This is a genomic window from Cohnella kolymensis, from assembly GCF_000829465.1.
Taxonomy (GTDB): Bacteria; Bacillota; Bacilli; order Paenibacillales; family Paenibacillaceae; genus Cohnella; species Cohnella kolymensis.
In genome coordinates this window covers 465537-490769 of record NZ_JXAL01000001.1, presented here as the reverse complement: position 1 = coordinate 490769, position 25233 = coordinate 465537, and the positions used below count along the sequence as shown (strand labels likewise).

At 51.1% G+C, this 25233-nt stretch carries 25 protein-coding genes; all 25 read left to right on the top strand.

The window, feature by feature from the left end; all coding sequences use genetic code 11:
- Positions 1–42: 42 nt before the first annotated feature.
- Positions 43–1551: a sugar ABC transporter ATP-binding protein gene (locus SD71_RS02320; RefSeq protein WP_041059001.1), complete on the top strand. Its 1509-nt coding sequence runs from the start codon at positions 43–45 to the stop codon at positions 1549–1551.
- Entirely contained in the window at positions 1548–2567 is a 1020-nt protein-coding gene (locus tag SD71_RS02315) for an ABC transporter permease (RefSeq protein WP_052475865.1), read from the top strand. The genes SD71_RS02320 and SD71_RS02315 overlap by 4 nt, the downstream gene beginning before the upstream one ends.
- 11 nt (positions 2568–2578) lie before the next feature.
- Positions 2579–3190 (top strand): PfkB family carbohydrate kinase, encoded by a 612-nt coding sequence (locus tag SD71_RS25410; RefSeq protein WP_200889541.1) that lies wholly within the window; start codon positions 2579–2581, stop codon positions 3188–3190.
- Positions 3187–3522, top strand: a complete 336-nt coding sequence (locus tag SD71_RS25405; RefSeq protein WP_200889540.1) for a PfkB family carbohydrate kinase — start codon at positions 3187–3189, stop codon at positions 3520–3522. The genes SD71_RS25410 and SD71_RS25405 overlap by 4 nt, the downstream gene beginning before the upstream one ends.
- A complete protein-coding gene (locus tag SD71_RS02305) occupies positions 3519–4259 on the top strand; it encodes a DeoR/GlpR family DNA-binding transcription regulator (protein ID WP_041058998.1) in 741 nt (246 codons plus the stop codon). The genes SD71_RS25405 and SD71_RS02305 overlap by 4 nt, the downstream gene beginning before the upstream one ends.
- Complete coding sequence (locus SD71_RS02300) at positions 4256–4846, top strand: histidine phosphatase family protein (protein WP_041058995.1); 591 nt, start codon at positions 4256–4258, stop codon at positions 4844–4846. The genes SD71_RS02305 and SD71_RS02300 overlap by 4 nt, the downstream gene beginning before the upstream one ends.
- Positions 4847–4886: 40 nt before the next feature.
- Positions 4887–5870 (top strand): zinc-binding dehydrogenase, encoded by a 984-nt coding sequence (locus SD71_RS02295; protein WP_235426974.1) that lies wholly within the window; start codon positions 4887–4889, stop codon positions 5868–5870.
- Positions 5871–6114: 244 nt separating this feature from the next.
- Entirely contained in the window at positions 6115–7137 is a 1023-nt protein-coding gene (locus SD71_RS02290; protein WP_041058991.1) for a LacI family DNA-binding transcriptional regulator, read from the top strand.
- A 19-nt stretch (positions 7138–7156) separates the two neighbouring features.
- Positions 7157–7834, top strand: coding sequence for an RraA family protein (locus tag SD71_RS02285; RefSeq protein WP_082033995.1), 678 nt, complete (start codon positions 7157–7159; stop codon positions 7832–7834).
- Positions 7831–8901 carry an Ldh family oxidoreductase gene (locus SD71_RS02280; protein WP_041058990.1) on the top strand — a complete coding sequence of 357 codons (1071 nt, stop codon included), beginning with the start codon at positions 7831–7833 and terminating at the stop codon, positions 8899–8901. Before SD71_RS02285 ends, SD71_RS02280 begins: the two co-directional genes overlap by 4 nt.
- Before the next feature lie 14 nt (positions 8902–8915).
- On the top strand, positions 8916–10082 hold the full coding sequence (locus SD71_RS02275; protein WP_052475864.1) for an iron-containing alcohol dehydrogenase: 1167 nt from the start codon (positions 8916–8918) through the stop codon (positions 10080–10082).
- Positions 10083–10122: 40 nt separating this feature from the next.
- Positions 10123–11610, top strand: coding sequence for an aldehyde dehydrogenase family protein (locus tag SD71_RS02270; RefSeq protein ID WP_052475863.1), 1488 nt, complete (start codon positions 10123–10125; stop codon positions 11608–11610).
- A gap of 29 nt (positions 11611–11639) precedes the next feature.
- On the top strand, positions 11640–12635 hold the full coding sequence (locus SD71_RS02265; protein WP_041058988.1) for a 2-hydroxyacid dehydrogenase: 996 nt from the start codon (positions 11640–11642) through the stop codon (positions 12633–12635).
- Between the two features lie 167 nt (positions 12636–12802).
- Positions 12803–13816, top strand: coding sequence for a LacI family DNA-binding transcriptional regulator (locus tag SD71_RS02260; RefSeq protein ID WP_041058986.1), 1014 nt, complete (start codon positions 12803–12805; stop codon positions 13814–13816).
- An 88-nt stretch (positions 13817–13904) separates the two neighbouring features.
- A complete protein-coding gene (gene rpiB, locus SD71_RS02255) occupies positions 13905–14378 on the top strand; it encodes a ribose 5-phosphate isomerase B (protein WP_041058983.1) in 474 nt (157 codons plus the stop codon).
- Positions 14379–14521: 143 nt separating this feature from the next.
- The gene (locus SD71_RS02250) at positions 14522–15850 is read left to right on the top strand and encodes an ABC transporter substrate-binding protein (RefSeq protein ID WP_041058981.1); all 1329 of its coding nucleotides are present in this window, start codon (positions 14522–14524) and stop codon (positions 15848–15850) included.
- A 67-nt stretch (positions 15851–15917) separates the two neighbouring features.
- A complete protein-coding gene (locus SD71_RS02245) occupies positions 15918–16817 on the top strand; it encodes a carbohydrate ABC transporter permease (RefSeq protein WP_161793318.1) in 900 nt (299 codons plus the stop codon).
- Between the two features lie 13 nt (positions 16818–16830).
- On the top strand, positions 16831–17670 hold the full coding sequence (locus SD71_RS02240) for a carbohydrate ABC transporter permease (RefSeq protein ID WP_041058975.1): 840 nt from the start codon (positions 16831–16833) through the stop codon (positions 17668–17670).
- Positions 17671–17694: 24 nt separating this feature from the next.
- On the top strand, positions 17695–18558 hold the full coding sequence (locus tag SD71_RS02235) for an NAD(P)-dependent oxidoreductase (protein ID WP_041058972.1): 864 nt from the start codon (positions 17695–17697) through the stop codon (positions 18556–18558).
- Between the two features lie 488 nt (positions 18559–19046).
- On the top strand, positions 19047–19946 hold the full coding sequence (locus SD71_RS02230; RefSeq protein ID WP_041058968.1) for an SDR family oxidoreductase: 900 nt from the start codon (positions 19047–19049) through the stop codon (positions 19944–19946).
- Between the two features lie 202 nt (positions 19947–20148).
- On the top strand, positions 20149–21957 hold the full coding sequence (locus SD71_RS02225; RefSeq protein ID WP_041058965.1) for a cache domain-containing sensor histidine kinase: 1809 nt from the start codon (positions 20149–20151) through the stop codon (positions 21955–21957).
- A gap of 20 nt (positions 21958–21977) precedes the next feature.
- Entirely contained in the window at positions 21978–22268 is a 291-nt protein-coding gene (locus tag SD71_RS25765) for a response regulator (protein WP_326998681.1), read from the top strand.
- 17 nt (positions 22269–22285) lie between these two features.
- Positions 22286–23290, top strand: a complete 1005-nt coding sequence (locus SD71_RS02220; protein WP_326998690.1) for a helix-turn-helix transcriptional regulator — start codon at positions 22286–22288, stop codon at positions 23288–23290.
- 61 nt (positions 23291–23351) lie between these two features.
- Positions 23352–24278: a carbohydrate ABC transporter permease gene (locus SD71_RS02215; protein WP_041058962.1), complete on the top strand. Its 927-nt coding sequence runs from the start codon at positions 23352–23354 to the stop codon at positions 24276–24278.
- Complete coding sequence (locus SD71_RS02210) at positions 24278–25147, top strand: carbohydrate ABC transporter permease (RefSeq protein WP_041058959.1); 870 nt, start codon at positions 24278–24280, stop codon at positions 25145–25147. Before SD71_RS02215 ends, SD71_RS02210 begins: the two co-directional genes overlap by 1 nt.
- The last annotated feature ends 86 nt before the right edge of the window (positions 25148–25233 follow it).

Genomic DNA, 25233 nt, shown 5'->3' with positions numbered 1-25233 from the left:
CGGACGGAACCTCCGGCTGTTTCTTCATAAGAGGGTGGGAGAATGACATCAAATCCGATTATAAGCTTTAAGGCGATAACGAAGACATTTCCCGGCGTTAAGGCACTCGAAAACATCAGTTACGATGTGCTTGAAGGCGAAGTACATGCGTTGATCGGGGAAAATGGCGCAGGCAAATCCACCTTGCTCAACATTCTGCACGGCATCTATAACGAGTACGAAGGTGAAGTCTGGATCTCAGGCCAGAAGGCTGCCTTCAAGAATGCGCAAGACGCGATCGAAGCCGGTATCTCCAAAGTCCATCAAGAGGTGAGCTTGATTGCGGATTTGACCGTTGGACAGAACGTTGCGCTCGGGCATGAACCGAAGAACGGTCCTTTTATCGACTTTAAAACCCTGCATGCCAAAGTGGATGTGATACTCAAACGTCTGCGCTGCAAGTTCAAAAGCACGGATTTGGTCAGCACGCTGAGTACGGGCGAGATGCAAATGCTCTCCATCGCCAAGGCTCTCTTTCACGAATCCCGCATCATCTCTTTTGACGAGCCCACTGCGGCATTGACGGAAAACGAGACGAGAGCGTTGTTCGAGATCATTCGGGAATTGAAGGCAAATGGGATCACCGTGATATTTATTTCGCACCGGCTCGATGAATTGTTTCAAATTTCGGACCGCATCACGGTGCTGCGCGATGGTAAATATGTCGGCACCTATCACACGGCGGAGATTACGCGTCAGAAGCTGATTCAAAGTATGGTGGGCAGGGACGTCGCCGCATTCGCGGAACGCAAAAAGCTGGGACTGAGAACGAATGAGGTCGTACTGGAAGTCAAGAATCTTAGCAGAACCGGCGTTTTCGAGAATGTGAGCTTTCACTTGAACAAGGGCGAAATTTTGGGCTTTTCGGGTCTGGTCGGTTCGAAGCGAACCGATGTCGTGCGTGCGGTATTCGGCGCCGATCCGAAGACGTCCGGTGACATATATGTGAAAGGCAAGAAGGTGAAGATTCACACACCGAAGCAAGGTTTGAAGCACGGCATCGGGTTGATCCCGGAAAACCGGAAAACCCAAGGATTTATTCACAATCTGACCAATGCCGAGAATATGGGACTTGCCTCTCTGAAGAAATTTTCGCGGCTCGGCTTTATTAACCGTAAACGGAAAGTCGAAAGCTGCCGCCATTTCACGAAGGAGCTCCAGTTAAACCCCAAAGATCCCTATTATATGACCTACAATCTCAGCGGAGGCAACCAGCAGAAGGTCGTGCTCGGCAAGTGGCTCACCACGGACGTGGATGTCCTCATTTTTGACGAACCGACCAAAGGGGTCGACGTCGGCGCCAAAGCGGAGATTTACAGGCTGATGGAAGACCTGCTTGAGGCCGGCAAATCGATCATCATGGTGTCATCTGAGCTGCCGGAAGTCATCGGGATGAGCGATCGGGTGATGGTCATGCATGAAGGGAAAGTCATCAAAGAGCTTAACAGGCAGGAACTGGATGAAGAAACCATATTACATTACGCCATGGGCGGAATGGAGCAGAAGTCATGAACCTAATCAACGGATTGACCAAAAAAATGGGCAGGGAACTGGGATTGGTCGTCTCCCTGTTCCTGATGATAGCGGTTTTTGCCGCAATAGATCCTATCTATTTAAGTCCCGGTAATCTGCTGGATATCGTGGATCAAAGCACCATTAACGGCCTGCTGGCCATCGGCATCACCTTCGTCATCATTACGGGCGGAATCGATTTGTCCATCGGCTCGATCATGGCGATCGTCATCGTCAGTGTCGGCTGGTTCCTGACCAAACATGGCATGAACCCTTTTCTGGCCATCATTCTAGGAATCTTGCTCGGCGCGGTCATTGGGATCTTTAACGGCCTGCTCGTAACAAAGTTCAAGCTCCAGCCGTTTATCGCAACATTGGCAACTATGAGCGCCTTCCGCGGCGTGGCTTACATCATCACCAACGGCTGGCCTGTATTGGATATTCCTCAAAATTACCGCGATATGATGGATGGGGACCTGGTCGGAAATTTCCCGATATCGATCCCGATCTTGCTGGCGTTTGCGATTATCAGCCACATCATTCTCAAAAAGACGAGAACGGGTACCTTTGTATTCTCCATTGGAGGCAATGAGGAGGCAACCCGCTTGTCCGGCATCAACGTCGATTTCACCAAAATCGTTACCTACGCTTTGTGCGGCGTGGGGGCGGCGCTTGCCGGCATGGTTATGCTGGCTCGACTCGGCACAGGAGAGCCTGCCGCCGGGCAAGGCTATGAGTTGTACGCCATTGCTGCAGCAGCCATCGGCGGCACCAGCTTGGCAGGGGGAAAAGGAAGCATCCTCGGCACGCTGCTCGGTGCGTTGATTTTATCTGCGCTCAAAACCGGTCTGGTCGTTGTCGGCGTTGACTCGTTCTGGCAATACATCGCTACTGGGGGAATTATTGCGGTAGCCGCTTATTTCGAAATTATCCAAAGCAAATTCAGCGGTTTCGGCAAAAGATTGTTCGGAAGAAGACAAACGGACAACAAAGCGGATAAGGTGCAGGCTGGATAGGAGTGGGCAAGGTGAAGGAGAAAATCATTACGGTGATCGGCAGCTTGAATTTCGATATGATCTTTAAGCAGCAGCGGTTAGCCGTCATCGGAGAAACCTACTCGGCCGAGAATTTGACGATCACGGGTGGAGGCAAAGGGGCCAACCAGGCCGTTCAATGCGCTAAGCTGGGAGCTTCCACCTATCTGGTCGGTTCAGTCGGCAGGGATGTTCTGGGAGATCAATTGCTGAATGATTTGGCGCGTTACGGCGTCATTACCGACTACGTCAGTCGAACGGACGCAGCGACAGGTGTCGGGGTCGTCAACGCTTTGGAGGATGGAAGCCTGCTCGCAACCATCTCCAAGGGAGCCAACTATGAGATGACCCCAGAGAGGATCGATGAAATTGAGCCTCTTCTGAAACGCAGCTCTATCGTGATCCTTCAGCTGGAGATTCCGATCGAAGTGGTAGAATACAGCATTCATAAGGCGCATGAGGCGGGCTGCTATGTCATCCTGAATGCCGCCCCTGCAGCAGCCATTTCGGCGGATGCATTGGCGAAGGTGAATTGTCTGGTTGTCAATGAACCCGAGGCGTCTTTCTATTGTGGAGAGATCATCGAAGACTGGAGTCCGCGTTGAAGTATGGACGCGAGCTCTATGACAAGGTGGGTGAGCTGTTGATCATTACGTTAGGCAAAAACGGAAGCGTGCTGTTTGACGCTGCCTCACATGTCCACGTGCCAGCTTTGGAGGTTGAGGCGATCGAAACGACCGGTGCGGGCGATTCCTATATTGGCGCTTTCGCCTGCCAGCTTCTCGAAGGGAAAGAACCTGCCGAAGCAGCCGGGTACGCGACAAGGGCGGCAGCGATTACCGTAACAAAAATCGGCGGACAGCCCGCGATGCCGTCGTCAACAGAACTTGAAACGACCGTTCCGAATGGGCTGAAGGCTGAGGTGAATCAATCATGATTCCGTATGTACGCAGAAAGCAGATTCTTGAAGAGGTCGAAAAGAAAGAAATTGTTTACGTAGAAGAGCTGGCCCAATCGATGAAAAGCGCTTCTTTGTCTACGATCCGCCGGGATCTCAAGACCTTAGCCGAAGAAGGGCAAATCGAGCTTTTGCGGGGCGGCGGCGTCCGAATCAAGGAGGATGCCTACGAAACGCCGATCCAAACCAAAGAGTTACTGAACATTGAGAAAAAGGATCAGATCGCTCGGTTCGCGGCTTCGCTGGTGAATGACGGAGACGTTATTTACATCGATTCCGGAACGACCGTATTCGAGATGATCAAATATTTGAAACAGAAGAATATCAAAGTCGTCACTTCCAACACGAAAGTGATTGCCGATATTGATGATGCCAAATTCAGCTGTATCGTCCTGGGCGGAGAAATCACGAAATCGATCGCTTCTATCGCCGGACCGTTAACGGAAACCGAGCTGGAAAGTATGTTTTTTGACAAGGCATTCATAGGCGCCAGCGGTTACAGCCTTAAGAGCGGGATCAATACGCCGGACCTGAAGGAAGCCAAGAAGAAGGAAATCGTCAAGAACAATTCGGTGGATACCTATGTTCTGCTAGACAGCTCCAAGGCGAATAAAACGACCTTCTGCAAGGCTTTCGGCATCGAGGAATGCATCATCATTACCGATGAGTCGAACGAGACCCTGGAGAAACATGCCAAGTATTTTGTGGCTTCATGATCAGAATCGGATTCATTCGCCATGGCACCACCGAATGGAATTTGCAGGGCCGCATGCAGGGACTGACGGACATCTCACTTGCTGAAATTGGCCGTGATCAAGCTATATTATTAGGCAAGTCCCTTCAACCTGCGGATTGGGATGGCATCTTATCCAGCGATTTAACCAGAGCAGCACAAACGGCTGAGCTCTTGGCAAGCTCATCCGCGATTCCCTTCTTGGGCGTGGATGCGCGGCTGCGTGAGCGTGGGTTCGGGATGTTGGAAGGGACGACATTACCGGAAAGGGTTGCACGGTGGGGAGAGAACTGGCGGCAGTTGGATTTGGGAAGAGAGAAGCTAGATTCTCTGCTTGTTCGCTGGGACTCTTTTTTAGAAGAAAATTCGCGTATTCATGCTGGAAAACGAATTTTAATCGTTAGCCATGGCGGCCTTATTGAACCTGTTCTGGCTAATCGATATGGTACGGTTGTGCAGCAGCATTTGACGAATACTTCATTGTCTGTCCTGGACTTTTACGAGTCAGGCTGGCGCTGTGATTTGCTGAATTGCAGCAAACATTTGAAAATAGCTCAAAACGAGATCTAATAGATTCCGATACAAAGTGAAGGAGTGCATTTCTGTGGCTATGAACATGAAAGCGAGCGTTATTGCCGGACCGCAAAAGAGCGAGATCGCGGAGGTGCCGATTCCAGTCATTGGGGATGAGGAGGTGCTCATTCGGGTTATCGTATGCGGTGTTTGCGCCTCCGAACTCCACCCATGGACGGCAGGCGCCGGATGGCTTGAAGCTTCCGGTCAGCAGCCGATATTCGGTCATGAGCCGGTGGGCGTCATCGAATCCGTCGGCAGCCGGGTCTATGGATTCTCTGTCGGAGACAGAGTTACCGGGCTTATTCAAAACGCATTCGCACAATACGCGAAAGCCGATTATCGTAACATCGTTAAAGTGCCGGATGGATTAGAAGATATAGAAGCGATCGGAGAACCGCTTTCTTGTTTAATGAGCGGTGCGGATCGAACGCCTGTGTCACTGGGTGACAGCGTCGGAATTGTAGGCGCGGGGTTCATGGGCCTTGGCTTTCTGCAGCTAATGCGGCTAAAAGGCGCCGGTCGCCTCATCGCAGTCGATATGCGTGAGGAAAGCCTGCAGCATGCGAGGAAATTTGGTGCGGATGAGATTTATACACCGCAGAACCTACCGGCTTCATATAAAATCACGGAATGGAGTCATATGGAGCAAGGGATTAAGGGCGTGGACATTGCTGTAGAAGCGACCGGTTCCCAGGGAGGACTGCAGCTGGCAGGAGACATGACGGCCGTGCACGGCGCACTCTCAGTGGTAGGCTATCACCAAGGTAATGATGGTGTGCGATCCGTTAACATGGAGTTATGGAACTGGAAAGCCATTTCAGTCATCAATGCGCATGAACGGCGTGCTCATGTCCACATGAAACAGATGGAAGCCGGCTTGAAGCTGATCCAGAACGGATTATTTAACATGAAAGACATGGTCACTCACGTTTACGGTCTTGATGAGGTAGATAAAGCTTACGAGTCCATGAAATCCAAACCTTCCGGGTTTATTAAAGCTGTCATTAAAATCGATTGAGCTGATAGTGGCGGATGCTTATAACAGTTGTAACTATCATGCGTAGAATTTGAACTTTTAAATAGACCCTTGATGAGCCAAATCCTTGGTACATCAAGGGTTTTTCGCTTTATTCAGGCTCTGCTAATTAATCACCCAGCGGAAAAAAAGCGTTGCCAAAGGAGGAATCGTGTGATAAATTGGTTTTTGTAAACCGGTTTCCGAAAACGGTTCCTGAAATCGCTTTCCAGCAGGGGGTTAGCTTTTGAAGATAACGATCGTCGAAGTGGCAAAGCGGGCGGGCGTATCGAAAACGACCGTGTCCCGCATTCTTAACGGCAATTTCGGAAATGCGACGGAAGAAACGGTTATGCGGGTTCAGCGGGTCATTCAAGAATTGGACTACCGTCCGAATTCATTGGCTCAAGGGCTGAAGCAAGTTAAAACAAAGGTGATCGGCATTATTCTCTCCAACCTGCTCAACCCGTTCTGGATGCGGGTGCTGGAGGGGGTGGAGGACACCTGCAGGAGCCGAGGCTACAGCCTCATGATTTGCAACTCGAACGACGATCCTGCTATCGAGGAAGAACATATTCGCAGCTTTCGTTTGCGGCAGGTGGACGGAATTATCATCAACCCAACGGCCGTTAACAGTCCCCTTTTTCAAAGTCTCATCGGCGACAGGTATCCCATTGTTACAATCAACCGTAAAATTACGGATCTTGCCATAGACTCGGTGGTGATGAACAATGTGAGCGGCGCGCAGGCTGCCGTCGAGCATTTGATCGCGCAGGGAAGGAAAAGAGTCGCTTTCCTTGTTTACCCGATGCAAGGCGTGTCACCGAGAGTGGAACGGTTCGAGGGCTACAAGAAGGCCTTGAGCAACCACGGAATCGAAATCCAAGCTGAGATGTTCCACGAGATCGAAGAGAAAAAGGGCGAGGTACAAAAGCTTGTCAAGCACCTGCTTACTTCGGAGAACAGACCGGACGCCATCTTTTCCACGAACAACATGATGTCTTTGGAAGTGCTGGCGGCAATCAAGGAGACCGGGCTGCGGATTCCTCAAGATATCGCGCTGGTGGGCTATGACGAAACCGTATGGTCTCAGCATTTGAATCCGCCGCTCACGACAGTCCGGCAGCCGGCTATGCAGATGGGACAGCTCGCGACGGAACGGATCATTGAGCTTATAAATTCAACTGAAATAAAAGAACCGCAGATGACGGTATTGGAACCGGAATTGATTATCCGCGAATCCAGTTCCGGCACCGCGCTAGCAACTTGAGCAGAAAGGATTGATTTCATTGCCGAACATCGGATTTCGCGTGTTGGATATGAAGAACCGGCCGCCGCAGCAATTGGTGGAGCAGTTCCGCGATGTGGTTACGCCGCATGTCAGCGATAATTTAAACCGGATGGAAGCGGTGTCCGCAGCCCTGCGTCCCTATCATAGCGGCGGTAAGCTGCTCGGTGTCGCATTGACGGTGAAAACCCGTCCCGGCGACAACCTGATGGTACATAAAGCAATCGACATGGCTGAGCCGGGTGACGTCATCGTGGTCGATGCCGGCGGAGATTTGACGAACGCTATCGTGGGCGAAATCATGCTGCGACTCGCTGAGAAACGAGGCATAACAGGGTTTGTAATCGACGGCGCAATTCGCGACACGGCGGCGTTCGCCGACGGAGTGTTCCCGGTATACGCAAGGGGCATCACGCACCGCGGTCCGTATAAGGACGGCCCCGGCGAAGTGAACGTCCCGGTATCGGTAGGAGGGATGATCGTTCGGCCGGGCGACATTATGCTTGGCGACGAAGACGGTTTAGTGGCGATCCCTGCCGCCGAGGCTGAAGCACTGCTTAAAGTCGTACGCGAGCAGCAAATTCGTGAAAAGTCCATCATGGATTCGATCGCCGACGGGACCGTGGACAGAAGCTGGATCGACAAGACGTTAAAGGAGAAGGGCTGTGAATTTGGTTGACATTGCCGCTTAGATTTGACTGGAGGAAACTTGAGAAATTTTGCGCCCGCGTGTTCGAACGGGCAGGCGTTCCCCAAGAGAGTGCCGCAATCATTGCCGATTCGCTCATTCAAGCGGATTTGCGAGGCGTGGAGTCACACGGGGTTGTGCGCACGGCCATCTATCTGAAGCGGGTGGAGGCCGGAAGAATGGATCCGGCCGCTGAAATCCGCATTGTCAATGAAACCGGCGCCATGGCATTGATCGACGGCGGCAACAACTTCGGCTCGGTGATCGGCACGAAAGCACTGCAAGAGGCCATGAAGCGTGCGAAGGACTTCGGTGTCGGAATTGCTGCAGTGAAGGGCTCTAATCATTTCGGCACCGGTGCTTACTATGCTCTGAAAGCGATTGCACAGAACCAGATTTTGCTGGTCATGTCTAACGCTTCGCAAACGATGCCTCCGACAGGCGGCGTGCGTCCGTTCATCGGCACGAACCCGCTCGCGGTCGGTGCGCCGGCTGGTGAACAGCTTCCATTCATTCTTGATATGGCGACAAGCGTCGTGGCAAGGGGAAAAATTATCGTCGCCTCTCAAAAAGGGGAGGCGATTCCGCTTGGCTGGGCGATCGACAGTGACGGTAACCCAACTACGGACGCCGATGCGGCTCTGGCCGGATCCGTGCTCCCTGTGGGCGGCCCGAAGGGTTATGCGATATCGATGTTCATCGATATATTGTCCGGCGTGCTGACGGGTGCCGGCTTCGGCAAATATGTCAACAACATGTACGAGAATTGGGAGCAGCCTCAGAATGTCGGCCACTTTTTCATCGCGCTGGATATCGATAAATTTATTCCGATTGACGTCTTCAAGTCGCGTATGGACGATTACATACGATCGTTAAAGGAAGAGCCGAAAGCTCCAGGCGTCAAGGAAATTTTGATTCCCGGGGAGCTGGAGTTTCGCCAAACGGACAGGTTGAAAGCTGAAGGGATCACATTGCCGCTTAAAGTAGTGGAAGAGTTGGCGGAAATCGGCAAGCGCTATGACCTGGAATTGTTGGAAGCGGCCTATCAAACCACATAACGGAGGAATGTCACATGCAGCCAAATCGCATCGTTCGATATGAAATACCAACCGCCATTGAATTCGGAGCCGGATTAATCGGCAAACTCGCCGATCATGTGAAAGCGCTGTCCGGCACCAAAGTGTTAATCGTTGCAGATCCCGGTGTCGTGCAAGCCGGTGTAGTCGATCGCCTCAAGAAGCCTCTCGAAGAGGCCGGCATTCCGCACTTGCTGTTCTCGGAGATCGAAGCCGATCCGGACATCGAATCGGTAGAAAAGGGCACACAGATCGCGAAATCACAAGGCTGCGATTTGGTCGTCGGCGTCGGCGGAGGAAGTTCACTGGATATAGCCAAAGCGATCGGCCTGATGCTGACGAATCCCGGCAACATCCGCGATTATGTCGGAATCAACAAGGTCATCCACCAGGGGGCTCCGGTCATCGCCGTTCCTACAACTGCAGGAACAGGCAGCGAAGTGACGATCTGGTCGGTTATGACGGATAAGAAACAGAAGCTGAAGTTGAGCGTCGGGAGCCCATACAATTGCCCGACCCTGGCTCTGTGCGATCCGGAACTGACCGTTTCGCTTCCGCCGCACATCACCGCCGCAACCGGTATGGACGCCTTAACGCACGCTCTCGAGTCATATGTAAACAAAGCTACGCACCCGATCTCGGAAGGCTTGTCCATTCAAGCTATGAAAATGATCTCGAAGAGTCTGCGGCACGCGGTTGTCCAAGGGGAGAACGTGTCAGCACGCCATGATATGCTCGTCGCCAGCCTGATCGCCGCGATGGCGTTCAACTCGACCCGCCTGGGACTCGCTCATGCGCTCGCGCTTCCGCTAGGTGCACATTTCAAGATTCCGCACGGCACGGTCAACGCCATCTTGCTGCCTGAGGTGATGCAATTCAACATAATCGGCAACACCTCCAAGTATGCGGAAATCGCCCGGATCTTCGGAGAGAAGACTGACCATCTGTCGGAACGGGAAGCCGCGGAACGTTCGGTTCACGCTATCCGTCAGCTCAAGAACGATGTCGGCATCACCCAGACACTCAGCGATTACGGTTTGGAAGAGAAGCATCTCGACATGATTGTCGAAGAAGCGATGACTTCGGGCAATGTGCCTGTCAATCCACGTAAACCGACGCTGGAGGACCTGAAAAACATTTGCCGCGCCGCGATGGCCAAATAGTAGGTTGTTTCCGCACAATGAGACGAAAGGGGCAGTTCGGATGTCACAACATAAAATGTTAGCTTGGCTGCAGGAGAACACAGGGAAAACGCATGGCAACTTCATTAACGGCGAATGGAAGGCAAGCGTGAGCGGTAAAACGTTTCCGCTGTACCATGTCGCCCGAAAAGATCAACTGCTCGGACACTTCCCCGATTCGACGGAAGCAGATGTGAACGAGGCGGTCGAAGCCGCCCATACGGCATTTCAAACATGGTCGAAAATGCCGGCTCCGGAGCGGAGTGAGATCTTGTTGAAATTTGCCGGGCTGCTCGAAAGGGATATCGAAGAATTGGCATATATGCTGTCCGCCGAACAGGGGAAAACATTAGGCGAATCCCGAGGCGAGGTTGGCCGGGCCGTGAAAGAAACCCGATTTGCGGCCGGTGATGCGCTACGCATTGATGGTGAAACGCTGCCAGGCGAGCGGGGTAACGTGTGGAATTCCACGGTGCACAATCCGATCGGTGTAATCGCAGCCATCGCTCCTTGGAATTTCCCTATCGTAACGCCCGTGCGTAAAATTGCGCCGGCTCTTGCCTATGGTTGTACGGTCGTATTTAAACCCGCTTCGGTAACACCCTGGGCAACGGTCAAACTGATGGAACTGTACGCGGAAGCCGGCGTGCCGAAGGGCGTAGTGAATCTCGTCGTTGGAAGCGGTTCACGCGTAGGCGATCCTCTCGTAAAGCATCCGCTAGTGAAAGGGATCAGTTTCACAGGCTCTACCAAACAAGGATTGGCGATTAACGAAATTGCCGCCCGCAGGCTGGCTCGCACCCAATTAGAGTTGGGAGGCAAGAACCCGGCGGTTGTGCTCGACCATCAAGATTTAGAGTATGTGGCGAAGCAAATCGTCAATGCCGCTTTCGCTTGCAGCGGCCAGCGCTGTACAGCGATCAGCAGGGTCATCGTACTCCAGGATCGGGCACAAGCACTAACCGACGCTCTATTGAAGGAAATGAAACAGATAAAAGTAGGTCCCGCTTGGGAGCAAGGCGCGAACATGGGACCGCTGGTGGGCAAGAGCCATCTGGATACCGTGCTGTCTTATGTGCAAGCCGGCAAGGATGAAGGAGCACGACTTCTTACCGGAGGAGAGCCGCTCACGGGCGAGGAATTCTCAAACGGCTTTTATATGACGCCTGCGCTATTTGACCAAGTTACGCCGGATATGCGAATTGCCAAAGAAGAAATATTCGGCCCCGTACTGAGCGTGATCGCCGTGGAGAACGAGCAGGAAGCGCTGCAGACGGCGAATGCCGTCGAGTATGGACTCGCGGCAGCTGTCTTTACGGAAAACCTATCTTCTGCTTACCGGTTTGCCGACGGTATCGAAAGCGGCATGGTGCATGTCAACCACGGAACCGCAAGTGCGGCCCATATGCCATTCGGCGGGGTCAAGCAATCCGGATTCGGCGCCTATTCTATCGGAAGTACGAACAAGCACTTTTTCACCGAGATAAAAGTCGTCTATTTTCAATATTAATCTCATTAAGAATAAGAGAGGGTGAGGAACTGCGGCCCAAAGTTTATATTACAAGACGAATTCCTGACAATGCCTTAGGGAAAATCGCGGATTTGTGCGACGTTGAAATGTGGCAGCACGAAGACATACCTGTGCCTCGTCACGTGCTGGAAGAAAAAATCGAGCATGTCGACGGTTTATATTGTTTGTTGACGGAAACGATCGACGAACATCTGCTGAACCGCGCAAAAAATTTGAAAGCAATAAGCAACATGGCTGTCGGTTACAACAACATCAATGTGCAAGCGGCGACGAAACGGGGCGTCATGGTGACGAATACCCCGGGGGTGCTGACGGAAACGACGGCGGATCTGACGTTCGCCTTATTGATGGCGACCGCCAGAAGAATTGTCGAAGCGTCCGATTTCTTGAGACAAGGAAGCTGGAAAACCTGGTCTCCAATGCTGTTGACCGGACAAGACATATTCGGGGCCACGATGGGCATCGTCGGCTTAGGAAGAATCGGCGAAGCGCTCGCTAAACGCGCTAAAGGGTTTGATATGCGCGTTCTGTATTACAACAGAAGCCGCAAGGAAGAAGCGGAAAAGGAATTAGGGCTGGAGTACGTCGAGCTGCCGGCATTGCTTAGTCAATCGGACTACGTATGCGTCATGGTGCCTTATTCACCGGAAACCCGGAATTTAATCGGAAAAGACGAGCTTGCTCTCATGAAAAAGTCGGCGATTCTCATTAACACGGCGCGCGGCGGAATCGTGGATGAGGCGGCTTTATATACGGCCTTGAAGGATGGAACCTTGTGGGCGGCAGGCCTGGATGTGTTCGAGGAGGAACCGGTGAAACCGGATCATCCGCTTCTCTCCCTGCCCAACATTGTCACGCTGCCGCATATCGGAAGCGCCTCTATCAATACGAGAATCCGTATGTCGGAGCTTGCGACATTCAATTTGTTGCAGGCATTAACGGGTGAAGCTCCGGAGCATTTAGTAAATCGAGAGGTATTTAAACGATTTAACAGAAATGAATGAGATTAGCTTGAATTTTACCGTTATTAACACTTTCACCGGCGTCCGTGTTACTGCATTACTGAATAAATACCGAGTTCTACAGCTTTTGCCGTATCGTTTTTAATTGACATATAGCGATATCCACTTTTATACTACAGTTAATCGATTTAATGAAGGTGGATACAACAATGAAACGACCCACCCTGAAAGAAGTCGCACAATTAGCGGGGGTATCCACTGCAACCGTTTCTAATGCAATTAACGATAAAAAGTATGTGAGAAGCGAAGTCAAGGAACAGGTTTATTCGGCGATGCAAGCTTTGAACTATCAGCCGAATACCATCGCCAAAAGCCTGCGTAAGCAGGAATCCCGCATTGTCGGTCTTCTCATCTCTGATGTTGCAAACCCTTTCTTCGCCTCCGTGGCGAGAGGGATCGAGATGGAGTTGGCGGCAAATGACTACAATGTGCTGCTGTGCAACACAGATTCCAGTGTTGAAAAAGAGCGGGAGTACTTGGAGGGATTGATCGGTAAAAGAATTGACGGCCTCATCGTATCCTCGGCAGGCAATACCGGTGATTATTTTCGTTCGATGGAAGAAACCGGCGTGCCCATCGTATTTTTGAACCGCTGCCCGCAGTTCATGAACTGTGATGTGATTTTGACCAACAATACGAGAGGGGCATATGACGCCACGGAGCATCTGATCCGTCACGGATATAATCGTATTGCCATCATCACCGGACCGACTTCGCTGAGTACCGGTAAAGACCGGCTCACCGGTTACCGCAGGGCCTTGGAGGATTACGGGATCAGCGAGCAGGACGCTTTGGTCAAGGAAGGCCGTTTCGATATCGAGAGCGGTTACGAGAAAATGAAGGAGCTGCTGGAGCAAGAGTATAAGCCGGATGCCGTGTTTGTCTCCAATAACTCCATGACGCTGGGTGGATACAAATATTTAAAGGAAAAAGAAATTAGCATTCCTGATCAACTGGCAGTTATTGTATTTGACGATCCCGATTGGGCGGAACTCGTGGATCCCCCCGTGACCTCCGTACGCCAGCCAACTTACGAATTAGGAGTTCAGGCTGCTAAGCTCATGATGGCCAGCATCAAAGATAGAAAAACGAAACACGATATCATGTATATGGATCCTGCTTTGATCGTCAGGCAATCGTGCGGGTGTCCGGCGGATCATTAATTCGCAGGTTACCGTGTGAAAAGCATATATAATTTTGTTTATTTAATCGATTAAATGATGGATGGATGACACAGGAGGAAATGATCAGATGAAAATTGCAGTTGGCGGAGATCACGCAGGGTTTCCTTTAAAAGCAACAGTTGTAAACGCTTTAAAATCCATGGGTCACGAAGTTACCGATTATGGGACACATGACGAAAATCCCATCGATTTTCCGGATATCACGAGAACCGTATGCGACGCCGTGCTCTCCGGCAAATCTGAGCGCGCCATCCTGGTGTGCGGTACAGGCGTGGGTGCGTGCATAGCCGCGAACAAAATTCCCGGTATACGAGCATCGGTATGCCATGATGTCTACTCCGCGCACCAAAGCGTGGAACACGACGACGTTAATGTGATGTGTGTCGGCGCACAGATTGTAGGCCCTTGGCTGGTGGTCGATTTAATTGAAAGCTATTTGAAAGCGGAATTCAGTACGGATGAAGAGTTTCGCAGAAGAGTACGGAAGCTGCACGCCATGGAGCGGGAGTTTGCGTCCCATAACCCGGAGGCAGGGAACTGACGGATAAGCTCCATCCACTTGGGGAGGTGATGCTTGTTGTAAGACAAGCAAGAGGCGGATGATCACAATCTTCACCATAGTGACCGACCGGCTGTACCTGAACTAAAAATTGTACGGTTACCATTCGTTGAGGAGGAACTACCTTGAAAAAGCAAAAATGGGTGTCTGTCTTATTGATTGGTTTATTGCTGATACTTGCAGCATGCAGTGGCAAGAACGCACAACCGAATGCATCAAGTGAAACACCGGCAGCCGGCGGGTCATCATCCGAAGCGCCATCTAAGGAAGATGTCACGATTCGGATGGCCTGGTGGGGCGGCCAAGCGCGGCATGACATGATGAACTCCCTGCTTGATAAATTTGAGGAGAAATACCCTCATATTACAGTCGAACGGGAATTCGGAACGGAGAACCAGTTCGTAGAGAAATTGAACACGCAGGCTGCCGGCGGCAATGCCCCGGATGTGGTACAGACGAGCAGTTTCTTCCTTCATGATTTCGTGGCGAGAAATATTCATATGGATTTGGATCCTCTCGTTGCTTCCGGCGATCTTAACGTAAGCGATTTCAGTGAAGCGGATGTAAACGGCGGCAAAGTGGACGGCAAGCTGTATATGATCAGCTTCGGCCATAACATTACAGGCGTAATTCATAACACGACTCTCTTTGAAAAAGCAGGCGTGCCGCTGCCGAAAAATAATTGGACTTGGGATGATTACTTCAATACGGCGCAGCAGCTGCAAAAATACTTAGGTAAGGATGCTTGGGCTTCGGAGGACGAAGGCGGCACTTACAGAGGCTTCGATATGTTCTTGATGCAAAGAGGAAAATCTATGTTTAACGGGAAGGCCCTCGGCTTCGAGAAGCAAGATCTGGTAGACTGGTTCTCGTTCTGGGACAAGATGCGCAAAGCCGGTGTCGTTCCTCCCGCGGCCATTCAAGCGGAACAAGGCGACAAGCCGCAGGAGCAGTCCATGCTGGCACGCGGCAAAGTAGCGATGATCAGCAAAAGCTCCAACCAGCTGAAAATTTTCCAAAAAAGCACAGAAGACAAATTAAGCATCGTCAGCTATCCGCTGAATCCGAGCGGGGAAAAAGTATTCCCACTGATTATTGCGGGAGCAGGCATTTCACCGGATTCGAAACATCCGAAGGAAGCTGCTTTGCTGCTTAACTTTATTGTCAACGAATCCGACGCTGCTACGATCTTCCGAGGCGAACACGGTCCGCAAGCTTCGAAAAAGATGCAGGACGTGATCTTGTCGAATCTGGGAGAACCGGAAAAAATCGAGTACAAGTTTGTGGATGATATGCTGCCGATAACAAAGCCTTATCCGGCCATGCCGGCGGGAAGCACCTCGGTTCAGAAGCTTGTATTGACGGAAAATCAAGCGGTCGCTTTCGGACAGAAAACCATTGAACAAGCTGCTGACGATTTTATCTCCCAAGCTCAACAGATTTTGAACAGATAGGCTGTAAAAGGCAGAATAGCCTGTGCTACACAAGGCGCAGGCTATTCTTTACTTGAAAGGGGTCCGTATGATGCGCAGAGTTCTTACCCGTAGACGTGGCGAAGGCCTAATCCCTTATCTGTTTTTGGCTCCATGGCTGATTGGAGTGCTGGCGTTCAGCGCAATTCCGATTTTCACTTCTCTCTATTTGTCGTTTACGAATTACAATTTCATAGGAACGCCTAACTGGATCGGTTTACGCAATTACCTCACGATGTTCACCGACGATCCGCAATACCTGCAATCCTTAAAAGTGACATTTATGTATGTGTTCGTGGCGGTTCCGCTGGAGCTGGCATTTGCCCTAGGGTTGGCGCTGCTCTTGAACAGAGGAATCGGCGGACTGGGCACGTACCGATCCCTATATTATATCCCGTCTTTGATCGGCGGGAGCGTTGCCATCGCCATCTTGTGGCGGCAGGTGTTCGGCGCGGAAGGCATCGTGAATCAGACGCTTGGAGTATTCGGCTTCGATATGCCCAGCTGGATCGGGACGCCTGGTTATGCCGTGTGGGCGCTCATCCTGTTGAAGGTTTGGCAGTTCGGATCCCCGATGATCATTTTTCTTGCCGGACTTAAACAGATTCCAAGCGATTTTTACGAGGCTTCTTCCCTGGACGGAGCCGGACGTTGGAAACAATTCGCTCATATAACGCTGCCGATGCTGACGCCGATTCTGCTATTTAATGCGATCATGCAGATGATCAGCTCCTTTCAGGCGTTTACCCCGGCGTACATTATCAGCGAAGGAACCGGCGGACCGGTAAACTCCACGCTTTTTTACACGTTGTATCTCTACCAGAACGGATTCGGCAACTTCCAGATGGGCTATGCTTCTTCGATGGCCTGGGTGTTGTTTATCATCATCGGTGTGTTCACCTGGCTCGCGTTCAAAGCCTCCGATCGATGGGTTCACTATGATAATTAGGGGGTGATGAGATATGGCATTGGCTAACCGCTATCAAAAGATACTGCTACATACGCTGATCATCGCCGGGGTCGTCATCATGCTTTACCCTATCCTGTGGATGCTCAGCAGCTCGTTGAAACCGTCGGAGCTGATTTTTACCGACAACAGCCTGTGGCCGAAAAAAGTGACCATGGATCATTACATCAAAGGTTGGGCCGGCATATCGAAGACGACTTTTACGACGTATTATCTCAACTCGATCACACTCGTCGCGATTGCGATTATAGGCAATGTCGTTTCTTGCTCGCTGGCGGCTTACGCTTTTGCGAGATTGGAGTTCAAAGCGAAGAAGTTAATGTTCGGTCTTATGCTGATGACCATGATGATCCCCCTGCATGTCCTGGTCATCCCCCAGTACATCATGTTCAACAAGCTGGATTGGATGAATACGATCCTCCCGATCGTCGTCCCGAAGTTTTTTGCAACCGAAGGTTTCTTCGTTTTCCTGACCGTTCAGTTTATCCGTTCGCTGCCGCGTGAGCTGGATCAAGCGGCCACTGTAGACGGCTGCGGTCCGTTCCGCATCTATACAAAAGTCATTCTGCCGTTGATCGTGCCGGCGATTGTGACGACGACGATATTCACCTTTATTTGGACATGGAACGATTTCTTCAGCCAGCTGCTCTACCTGACGGGTCAAGAGAAACTAACGGTTACGCTTGCGCTTCGGATCTTCCTCGATGCCATGGGGGAATCCGCGCTCGGTTCCTTGTTTGCGATGTCGTTCCTTTCCATCGTGCCGGTATTTTTAATGTTCATGTTCTTCCAGCGTTTTATCGTTGAAGGGATTGCGACATCCGGAATCAAGTAAATTCTCATCTGGAGGCGAAAAGGTATGGGAACGAAACGCGTGGGTTTTATCGGGCTTGGCGCCATGGGGCTGCCGATGGCTCGAAACTTGCTCCGTAACGGATTCGAGCTGCATGTGGCGGGGCCAAGGAGTCCCGGTTCAGTTGAGGCGCTCAAGAAGGAAGGGGCTTATACGCATGCCTTCCTTTCAGACATGATTTCGCATTGTGACGTATTGATCACGATTTTGCCCGAGGATCGGGAAATAAAAGAGGTGCTTCTATCTCCAGCAGTGTTGGGAGGCCTCCGGTCCGGCAGCCTATTGATTGAAATGACCTCCGGCTCACCGGAGATGATGAAGCGGGTTCATGCCGCCTATCAGGAGAAGCAGATTTTAGTGCTGGATGCACCGGTCAGCGGCGGTACGGCGGGTGCCGAGAAAGGCACACTGACCGTCATGGCCGGCGGAACTTCGGAGGTTCTTGAGCGCGCTCGTCCGGTACTGGAAGCGATGGCCCAAAACATCTTTTTGGTTGGCTCCGTTGGTGCCGGCAAAGCGATTAAAGCCATCAATCAGATGCTGGCGGGCATTCATATGATCGCGGCTGCAGAAGCGTTGGCTTTGGCGGAGAAGCTGGATATTGATATTGAAATGTTAAAAGAAGTGATCGGGAAGAGTTCAGGTGCTTCTTGGATGCTGCTTAACAAATCGAACAGTATTTCGACTCGCGATTTTTCCCTTGGATTTAAACATAGATTGATGAAAAAAGATATGCAAATCGCGGCTGCAGAAGGAGCGGATCTTACGCTGCCACTGGCCACACTCGCACTGCAGCTGTATAAGATGAGCGAAAGGGACTGCGGGGAACAGGACTTTTCCGCCATCAGCAAGTTCATTCTTGCAGAATAATGAAGTTAGTCATCAACCTTGATACACCACACCCATGGTATATCAAGGTTTTTTGTTGTAAAAAAAAAGTCCCCCCACAGGCTGGACTTCAGCCTTCAGGGGGATGGAACTAATAAATTCTTTGATTAGAAGCCTGCTCTCAAAATGATAACCAGCAAGACGAAAAGCACCAGAAAGAACGCAGCCCCACGACCCGCGCCATACCCGGCACAGGAATAACCAACTCCACCAGCATAAGACATCGAACTCACCACCGTTTTTGTTATTGTCATTACCCTGTCTAATATATTGTGGAGATAAATATACGGTCAGTCTATTGGCACAATTGCAATAAAAACGGCATGTACACAGTCAAGCCCCGCTTGTTCGCTTAAGGCTCGGCTGGGTACCAATCTCGGACACAACCTTAAAAATGGATTACAGGATAGCACAAGCGGGCACTGGGCGAATATCCTACTGTTGATCAGAATTGCAATGGAGGATTGTCCATGATTCCAATGTATCCTTATTACGGTTATGAATCACGCTGCCGCCAGGTGCCGATCACTTTTCCGCCGCAGCATCAGAATGTGCAGCCCGGTTTGGAATATTTGATGTATCCGGTTCCGATCTCCGACAATCCGCAATACAAGGGAAGCGGAAAATTAGCCGGGAAAATCGCCATTATTACCGGAGGAGACAGCGGGATCGGCCGTGCTGTCGCAATCGGTTTCGCTAAAGAAGGAGCAGATATTGCGATCGTCTACTTGTATGAACGGGTGGACGCCGAAGCGACTAAGCGGATGGTGGAGAGTTACGGGCGCCGCTGCCTTATGATTGAAGGCGATTTGCGCCAGCCCGCTTTTTCCGCAGAGGCGGTAAGAAGAACTTTGGAATGTTACGGGAAGCTTGATGTATTAATATTGAACCAAGGGGTTCAGTTTCCTCAGGCAAGCATCTTGGACATTTCCGACGAGCAGCTCGAGAATACGTACCGCACGAACATATTTCCGCTGTTTTACATGACGAAAGCCGCACTTCCTTATCTAAGCCCGGGAAGCTCCATTATATCGACGGCTTCCGTAACCGCTTATGCAGGTGCGCCTTTGCTTGTTGATTATTCCTCGACCAAAGGTGCAATCGTATCGTTCACACGTTCGCTGTCACTCCAACTGGTCGACAAAGGGATCCGCGTCAACGCCGTGGCGCCGGGTCCGATTTGGACACCGCTCATCGTATCCAGTTATTCAGCCGAGTATGTTCGGACATTCGGTGTGAACACACCGATGAAACGCGCAGGACAGCCGTTCGAGCTTGCGCCGACCTACATCTATTTAGCTTCAGAAGACTCTTCTTTTGTTACGGGACAGGTGCTGCACGTGAACGGCGGCATTATGACAGAAACATGAAGAACCGGAATAAGCGCAAAAGTTTGACAAAGCCACCGGAGCTTTATGTTCCGGCGGCTTTTATGTTAATTTGTTATTTTTACATATGCAGTTGCGCGTTTGAAATATAAGATTGTAATAAAACACTTTAAATCGATAGAAACAGGCATACAACAATAGCCGGGATATTTATATACTGGGTCAAAGTCGAAGGGAGAGCTGTATGAGAGCATGGTTCGGTAACGGTAATCCCCTGACCAAAATGAGCGTCAAACAGCAGTTTCTGCTGCTTTTTGTACTCCTAATCAGTCCCGTCTTCGTGCTGCATTGGTACGGCAATTCGAAAGCGGAGCAAATCCTGACCCGCCATGTCACCGAAGCCTACAGGGAACTGAATAAAGAGAACCATCTTCTGATCGGCCGCGATCTCGGAGCGATCGATCAGGTGACCCGGACGATCATTCAAAATCCCCTGGTGCAATCTCTTGGTACTTGGGAATCCGAGACCATTTACGAACGTGTACGGGAATACGTACACATGGAACAACTGCTGACCAGTTATTCGCAGGGAGGTGTAGACGGGGAAGCGATGTCCTTCTCGTTGTATATCTACGATCCGGATCAATATTACAGCTTCGCGCCGGATAATTTCACTTCGACCGAAGGCGTTTATTTCTATAACGATAAGACGGTTCCTGTTTGGATGGAGGACGCGGTCAGCAGGAAAGGATCGGGATTCCTCACCCTGTTGGACAAGAACTGGCCGATCGCCGGTAAAAAGACGCTCGCATATGTACGGGCAGTCAACAGTACCGCTCATGGGGGCAAAGCGATCGGCGCGCTGGTCGTAACGAATATGGAGCATACGATCCGCGAATCCTTGCGTACGGTATCTTTGCCCTTCGGAGAAATTTATTTGACCGACAGCAACAATCGAATCCTGGCCGCGACAACACCTGAAATGGGGTCCATCCTCCAGGTCGATCCCGAATACGAGGCGAAGATCAAGCCCGGGGGAACGGTCGATTTTATGTCTTCCGGTTACGTGTATGTAGTGAACGCAAATCCATCGTTGTCCCGGCAGCTGTACTACCTGATTCCGGTGAAAACGCTGCTCCGGCAGCAGAGCGAGCTGACGAGGGTCATCCAGTTGATCTCGATCGTCTACGCCGCTTTCGCGGCAATCGTCATGGTATACCAGTGGCGCTCTTTGATCGCACCTCTACATAAACTGGCGTCTTTCATCCGAACCTACGAGCCGGGTAAGCTGGTGCCGAGTACGCCCGGAGCCGGCAGGAGAGACGAAGTGGGCGTGCTCATCGCTTCGGTCTATGATTCCACCAGGCGAATCAACGATTTCGTTGAGTACAAATATTTGATGGAACTCAAGCAGAAGGAGTCGCAGCTTCAGCTGCTTTATCAGCAGATCAACCCGCATTTGCTGTACAACACGCTTGAAAGCATTTATTGGAAGAGCATTCTGGAAGGCAACTCGGAATCGGCGGAAATGATCAAAGAGCTTTCCAAGTTGATGAAAATCGCGCTCAGCAGGGGAAGGGAACTCATTACCCTGAGAGAGGAATTGGAGCACGCGCAGGCTTATACCGGGCTGCAGCGGAAGCGGTATGAATACGGCTTCCAAGTGGAGTGGAGCATCTCGGACGAAGTTCTGGACCGCTTGATTCCGAAAGTGACGCTACAGCCGCTCATCGAGAACGCGATCAATCACGGTGTGAAGAACATGGGAGAAGACGGCCGTATTATCGTAACCGCTTACGCGCGGGACAAAGATATGATCATTACCGTCGAAGACAACGGCTATAAAGAAGCGGACATGCAAGCGATCGACAAGCTTCTGAACGAAGAACAGTCGCACCCCGATCTCGGATACGGCATTCGGAACGTACATCAACGGATCAGACTCCATTTCGGCGACGCCTTTGGTCTGACTTACCGAAGGGAGCCGGGAGTTGCGACAATCGCGACGATTATCCTTCCGATCGGCGAGACGTCACCGGTGCCGGAACAATAAGCCAAAGGCGAGGTATCGATATGTACAGCATTCTCATTGTGGACGACGAACCTTTCATTTGCAAAGGATTAAGCAGCCTTCTTGCCGGATCCGGCTTGGACATCGGGCAAGTGTATACTGCTCACAGCGGCTACGAAGCGTTGGATTACTTGCGCATGGAAGATATCGATTTGCTCGTTACCGATATTCAGATGGGAGCCATGAACGGCATCGAACTGATGCACCAGGCCAAAATCCTGAAACCGTGGGTGGAAACGATCATTATTTCGGCTCACGAAACGTTTCAGTACGCTCAAATGGCCATTCGCTAGGGGCCAAAGATTATTTGGTGAAACCGTTGAAAAGCGAGCAATTCCTCGACTCCGTTCGCAGCGTGCTGCTGCACTTGAATAAGCGCCAAACCACGGAAGCGGACTGGGCCTCCGGTTTTCATGAGCATTTTCGAATGGACGAACCGCGTCAGGAACAGACGGAGCTTCTGAATCGCCTGTTCGGCGAGCCGTTCACGGAGGAGATTGGGCGTGCGGCTGCTGCGGCCGACGCACCTTTGCCGGGACCGTATTATGCGGTCATTCGCATTCAGCTTTTAGACAACGTTGACGGGAAGCGGGCGGCTAAAGACACGCATTTGCTGCAATATGGGGCTTTAAACATTGTGAGCGAAGTGTTGGAAGGCCAGTGGAACAGTGTCAATTTTTATACAGGCGGCACGGAAATCAGCGCGATTCTGCAATGGAGAGAAGAGCAGTACGCAGACGATGCGGTCAATAAGATCGACCAATTGGATATGTTGGGACGGAGTCTCCATCATAATATCCGGAAGTATTTGTCCACTTCTTGCGTTGTCGGAATCAGCCAGATACTGAAAGGCCCCCAGTTCATCAACCTGCTGAATCAGCAGGCCTGCAGAGCGATCGGATGGCACGGCGAGCATCGCGATCATTATGTGTTCTATTACGGCGATTTCAAGTGGAATTTCAGTCAGGAGGAGCCCACACCGGATGAAGTTTCGGCCCAGCATAATCTGATCGTCGATAAAGCGAAGGAATATATTCTCGGCAATTATGCCCGCAAAGGTCTCACCTTGCACGTAGTCGCGCAAAACAATCATGTGAGTCCCAATTACCTCAGTTATTTGTTCAAGAAAAATATGGGCATCAACTTGTGGGAGTATGTCATCAAGCTGCGAATGGAAGAGAGCAAGCGGCTGCTGCAGCAAACCGATATGCGGCGATACGAGGTGGCGGAACGCGTGGGGTATGAATCTCCGGAGCACTTCAGCAAAATCTTCAAAAAATATTACGGCATCAGCCCGAGCGAACTAAAGAAGTAAGAACACGCATCATTGAGATAGATTCGCAAATATCCAGAGAAAATGGAATGAGGGATATGAGATGAGCCAGCCAGTCCACGCGAGTGCCGAACTTGCGCCTGCCGCAAGGCGAATTGCGGCCGCGGCCTTCGTACGCAAATACTTCTGGGGGATCCTATTTCTTCTCCCGGCGGTGATTGTTTTTTTGCTGTTTTTGTGGATGCCGATCGTGAAAGGTTTCATTTACAGCTTTTATCATGTGGATTTCGTCAAAGGCAACGAATTTGTCGGTTGGGACAATTATCGTGCCGTGCTGGACAACCCGGACGTCGGGATCGCCGTCAAAAACACGCTATATTACATGTTCTTAGGGCTCGTCATCGGATTTTGGGTGCCGATCTTATTTGCCATTCTCATTTCGGAGCTGAGACGGTTTCAAGGATTCGTCAGGGTTATCGCTTACCTCCCCAACGTGCTTCCGGTCATCGTCTTATACGGCTTGTGGCGTTGGTTCTACGATCCCGTAGGACCGGTCAACGCCGGTCTGACGCAGCTCGGACAGGATCAGATTCTGTTCATGAGCGATCCCAAGTGGTCCATGGTGTCCATTGTCATTATGGAGACGTGGCAGCAATTCGGAGCGGGGATGCTCATTTATCTGGCCGCCATTCTCAGCATTCCGAGAGACTGGTATGAGGCTGCGGAAATCGACGGAGCCGGAATTTGGCAGCGGATTCGCCACGTGACGCTTCCTTCGATCCGCGGTTTGATCGGCTTGCTGTTCATTCTTCAACTAATCGCCACTTCGCAAGGATTGCAGGCGCAATTAGCGATGCTCGACGGCGGGCCGAATAAAGCGACGCTGACGTACGCACTCTTGATCGTCAAATCCGCGTTCAATCAATTGAATTATGGCGTTGCCGCGGCTATGGGAGTATTGATGTTTCTCGTTCTCGGTGCACTTGCGGTTATCCAGTACAGACTTTCCGAGCGGGGGGAGAGAGCGTAATGCAGAACCTGGACCGGGGTATATTGTCCGTATACGATTACAGGAAAAAATCCAATTCTATTTTGTTTTTCATAGCAGTTATTGCAATTGTCGGCATGGTCGCCTCGATGCTTTATCCTATTCTCATTACGGTTTTCAACGGTCTCAAGAGCAGGGAAGAGGTGTTTGCTTTTCCGCCGACGTTCGTTCCCTCTCAATGGGTATGGGAGAACTTCGATAAAGGTTGGCATTATATCGACCTGATGCAGTTTCTGAGGAATACTCTCTCCATTTTCGCAGGCAACCTTGTCGCGACCGTGCTTATATTGGGGCTTGCCGCCTTTAGCTTATCCAAGCTGCAAATTCCATACCGTAAGCCGATTTATTTCTTCTTCCTGTCGACTTTGTTCATTCCGCCGACCACGTATATCATTCCTAACTTCGTGAATCTGCGGGATTTAGGGCTGCTAAACACGTTTTGGGCTTTTTGGCTGCCGGCGGGTGCGAGTGCATTCTATCTGCTGCTGCTGAAAAATTTCTTCGACGGCATCCATAACGAGATGTTCGAGGCCGCCCGCATCGACGGCGCATCGGAATGGAGATGCTTCATTCAAATCGCGCTGCCGCTGTCGGTTCCGATTTTCTCTACTTTGGCGATTTTCGTATTTTCCAATGCGTGGAATGATTGGTTCTGGCCGAACTTGGTTCTGCAGGGCGACAATATTCCGCTCGCCACGGCGATTTACAAGTTCGTCATCAATGCCAGAGGTTTGCCGATGAATGTCAGGTTTGCGATTCTGACCATGGTCATGCTGCCGCCGATCATCGTGTTCCTCGTGTTTCAGAAGTACATCATGCGGGGGCTGCAGCTCGGAGGAGTGAAGGGATAGCGGGAGGAAACGTCATCGTAATGTTACACACGATCGAGATAAGAATACACATCGTCCTTTGAAAGCGCCTCTCTTATGATGAAGCT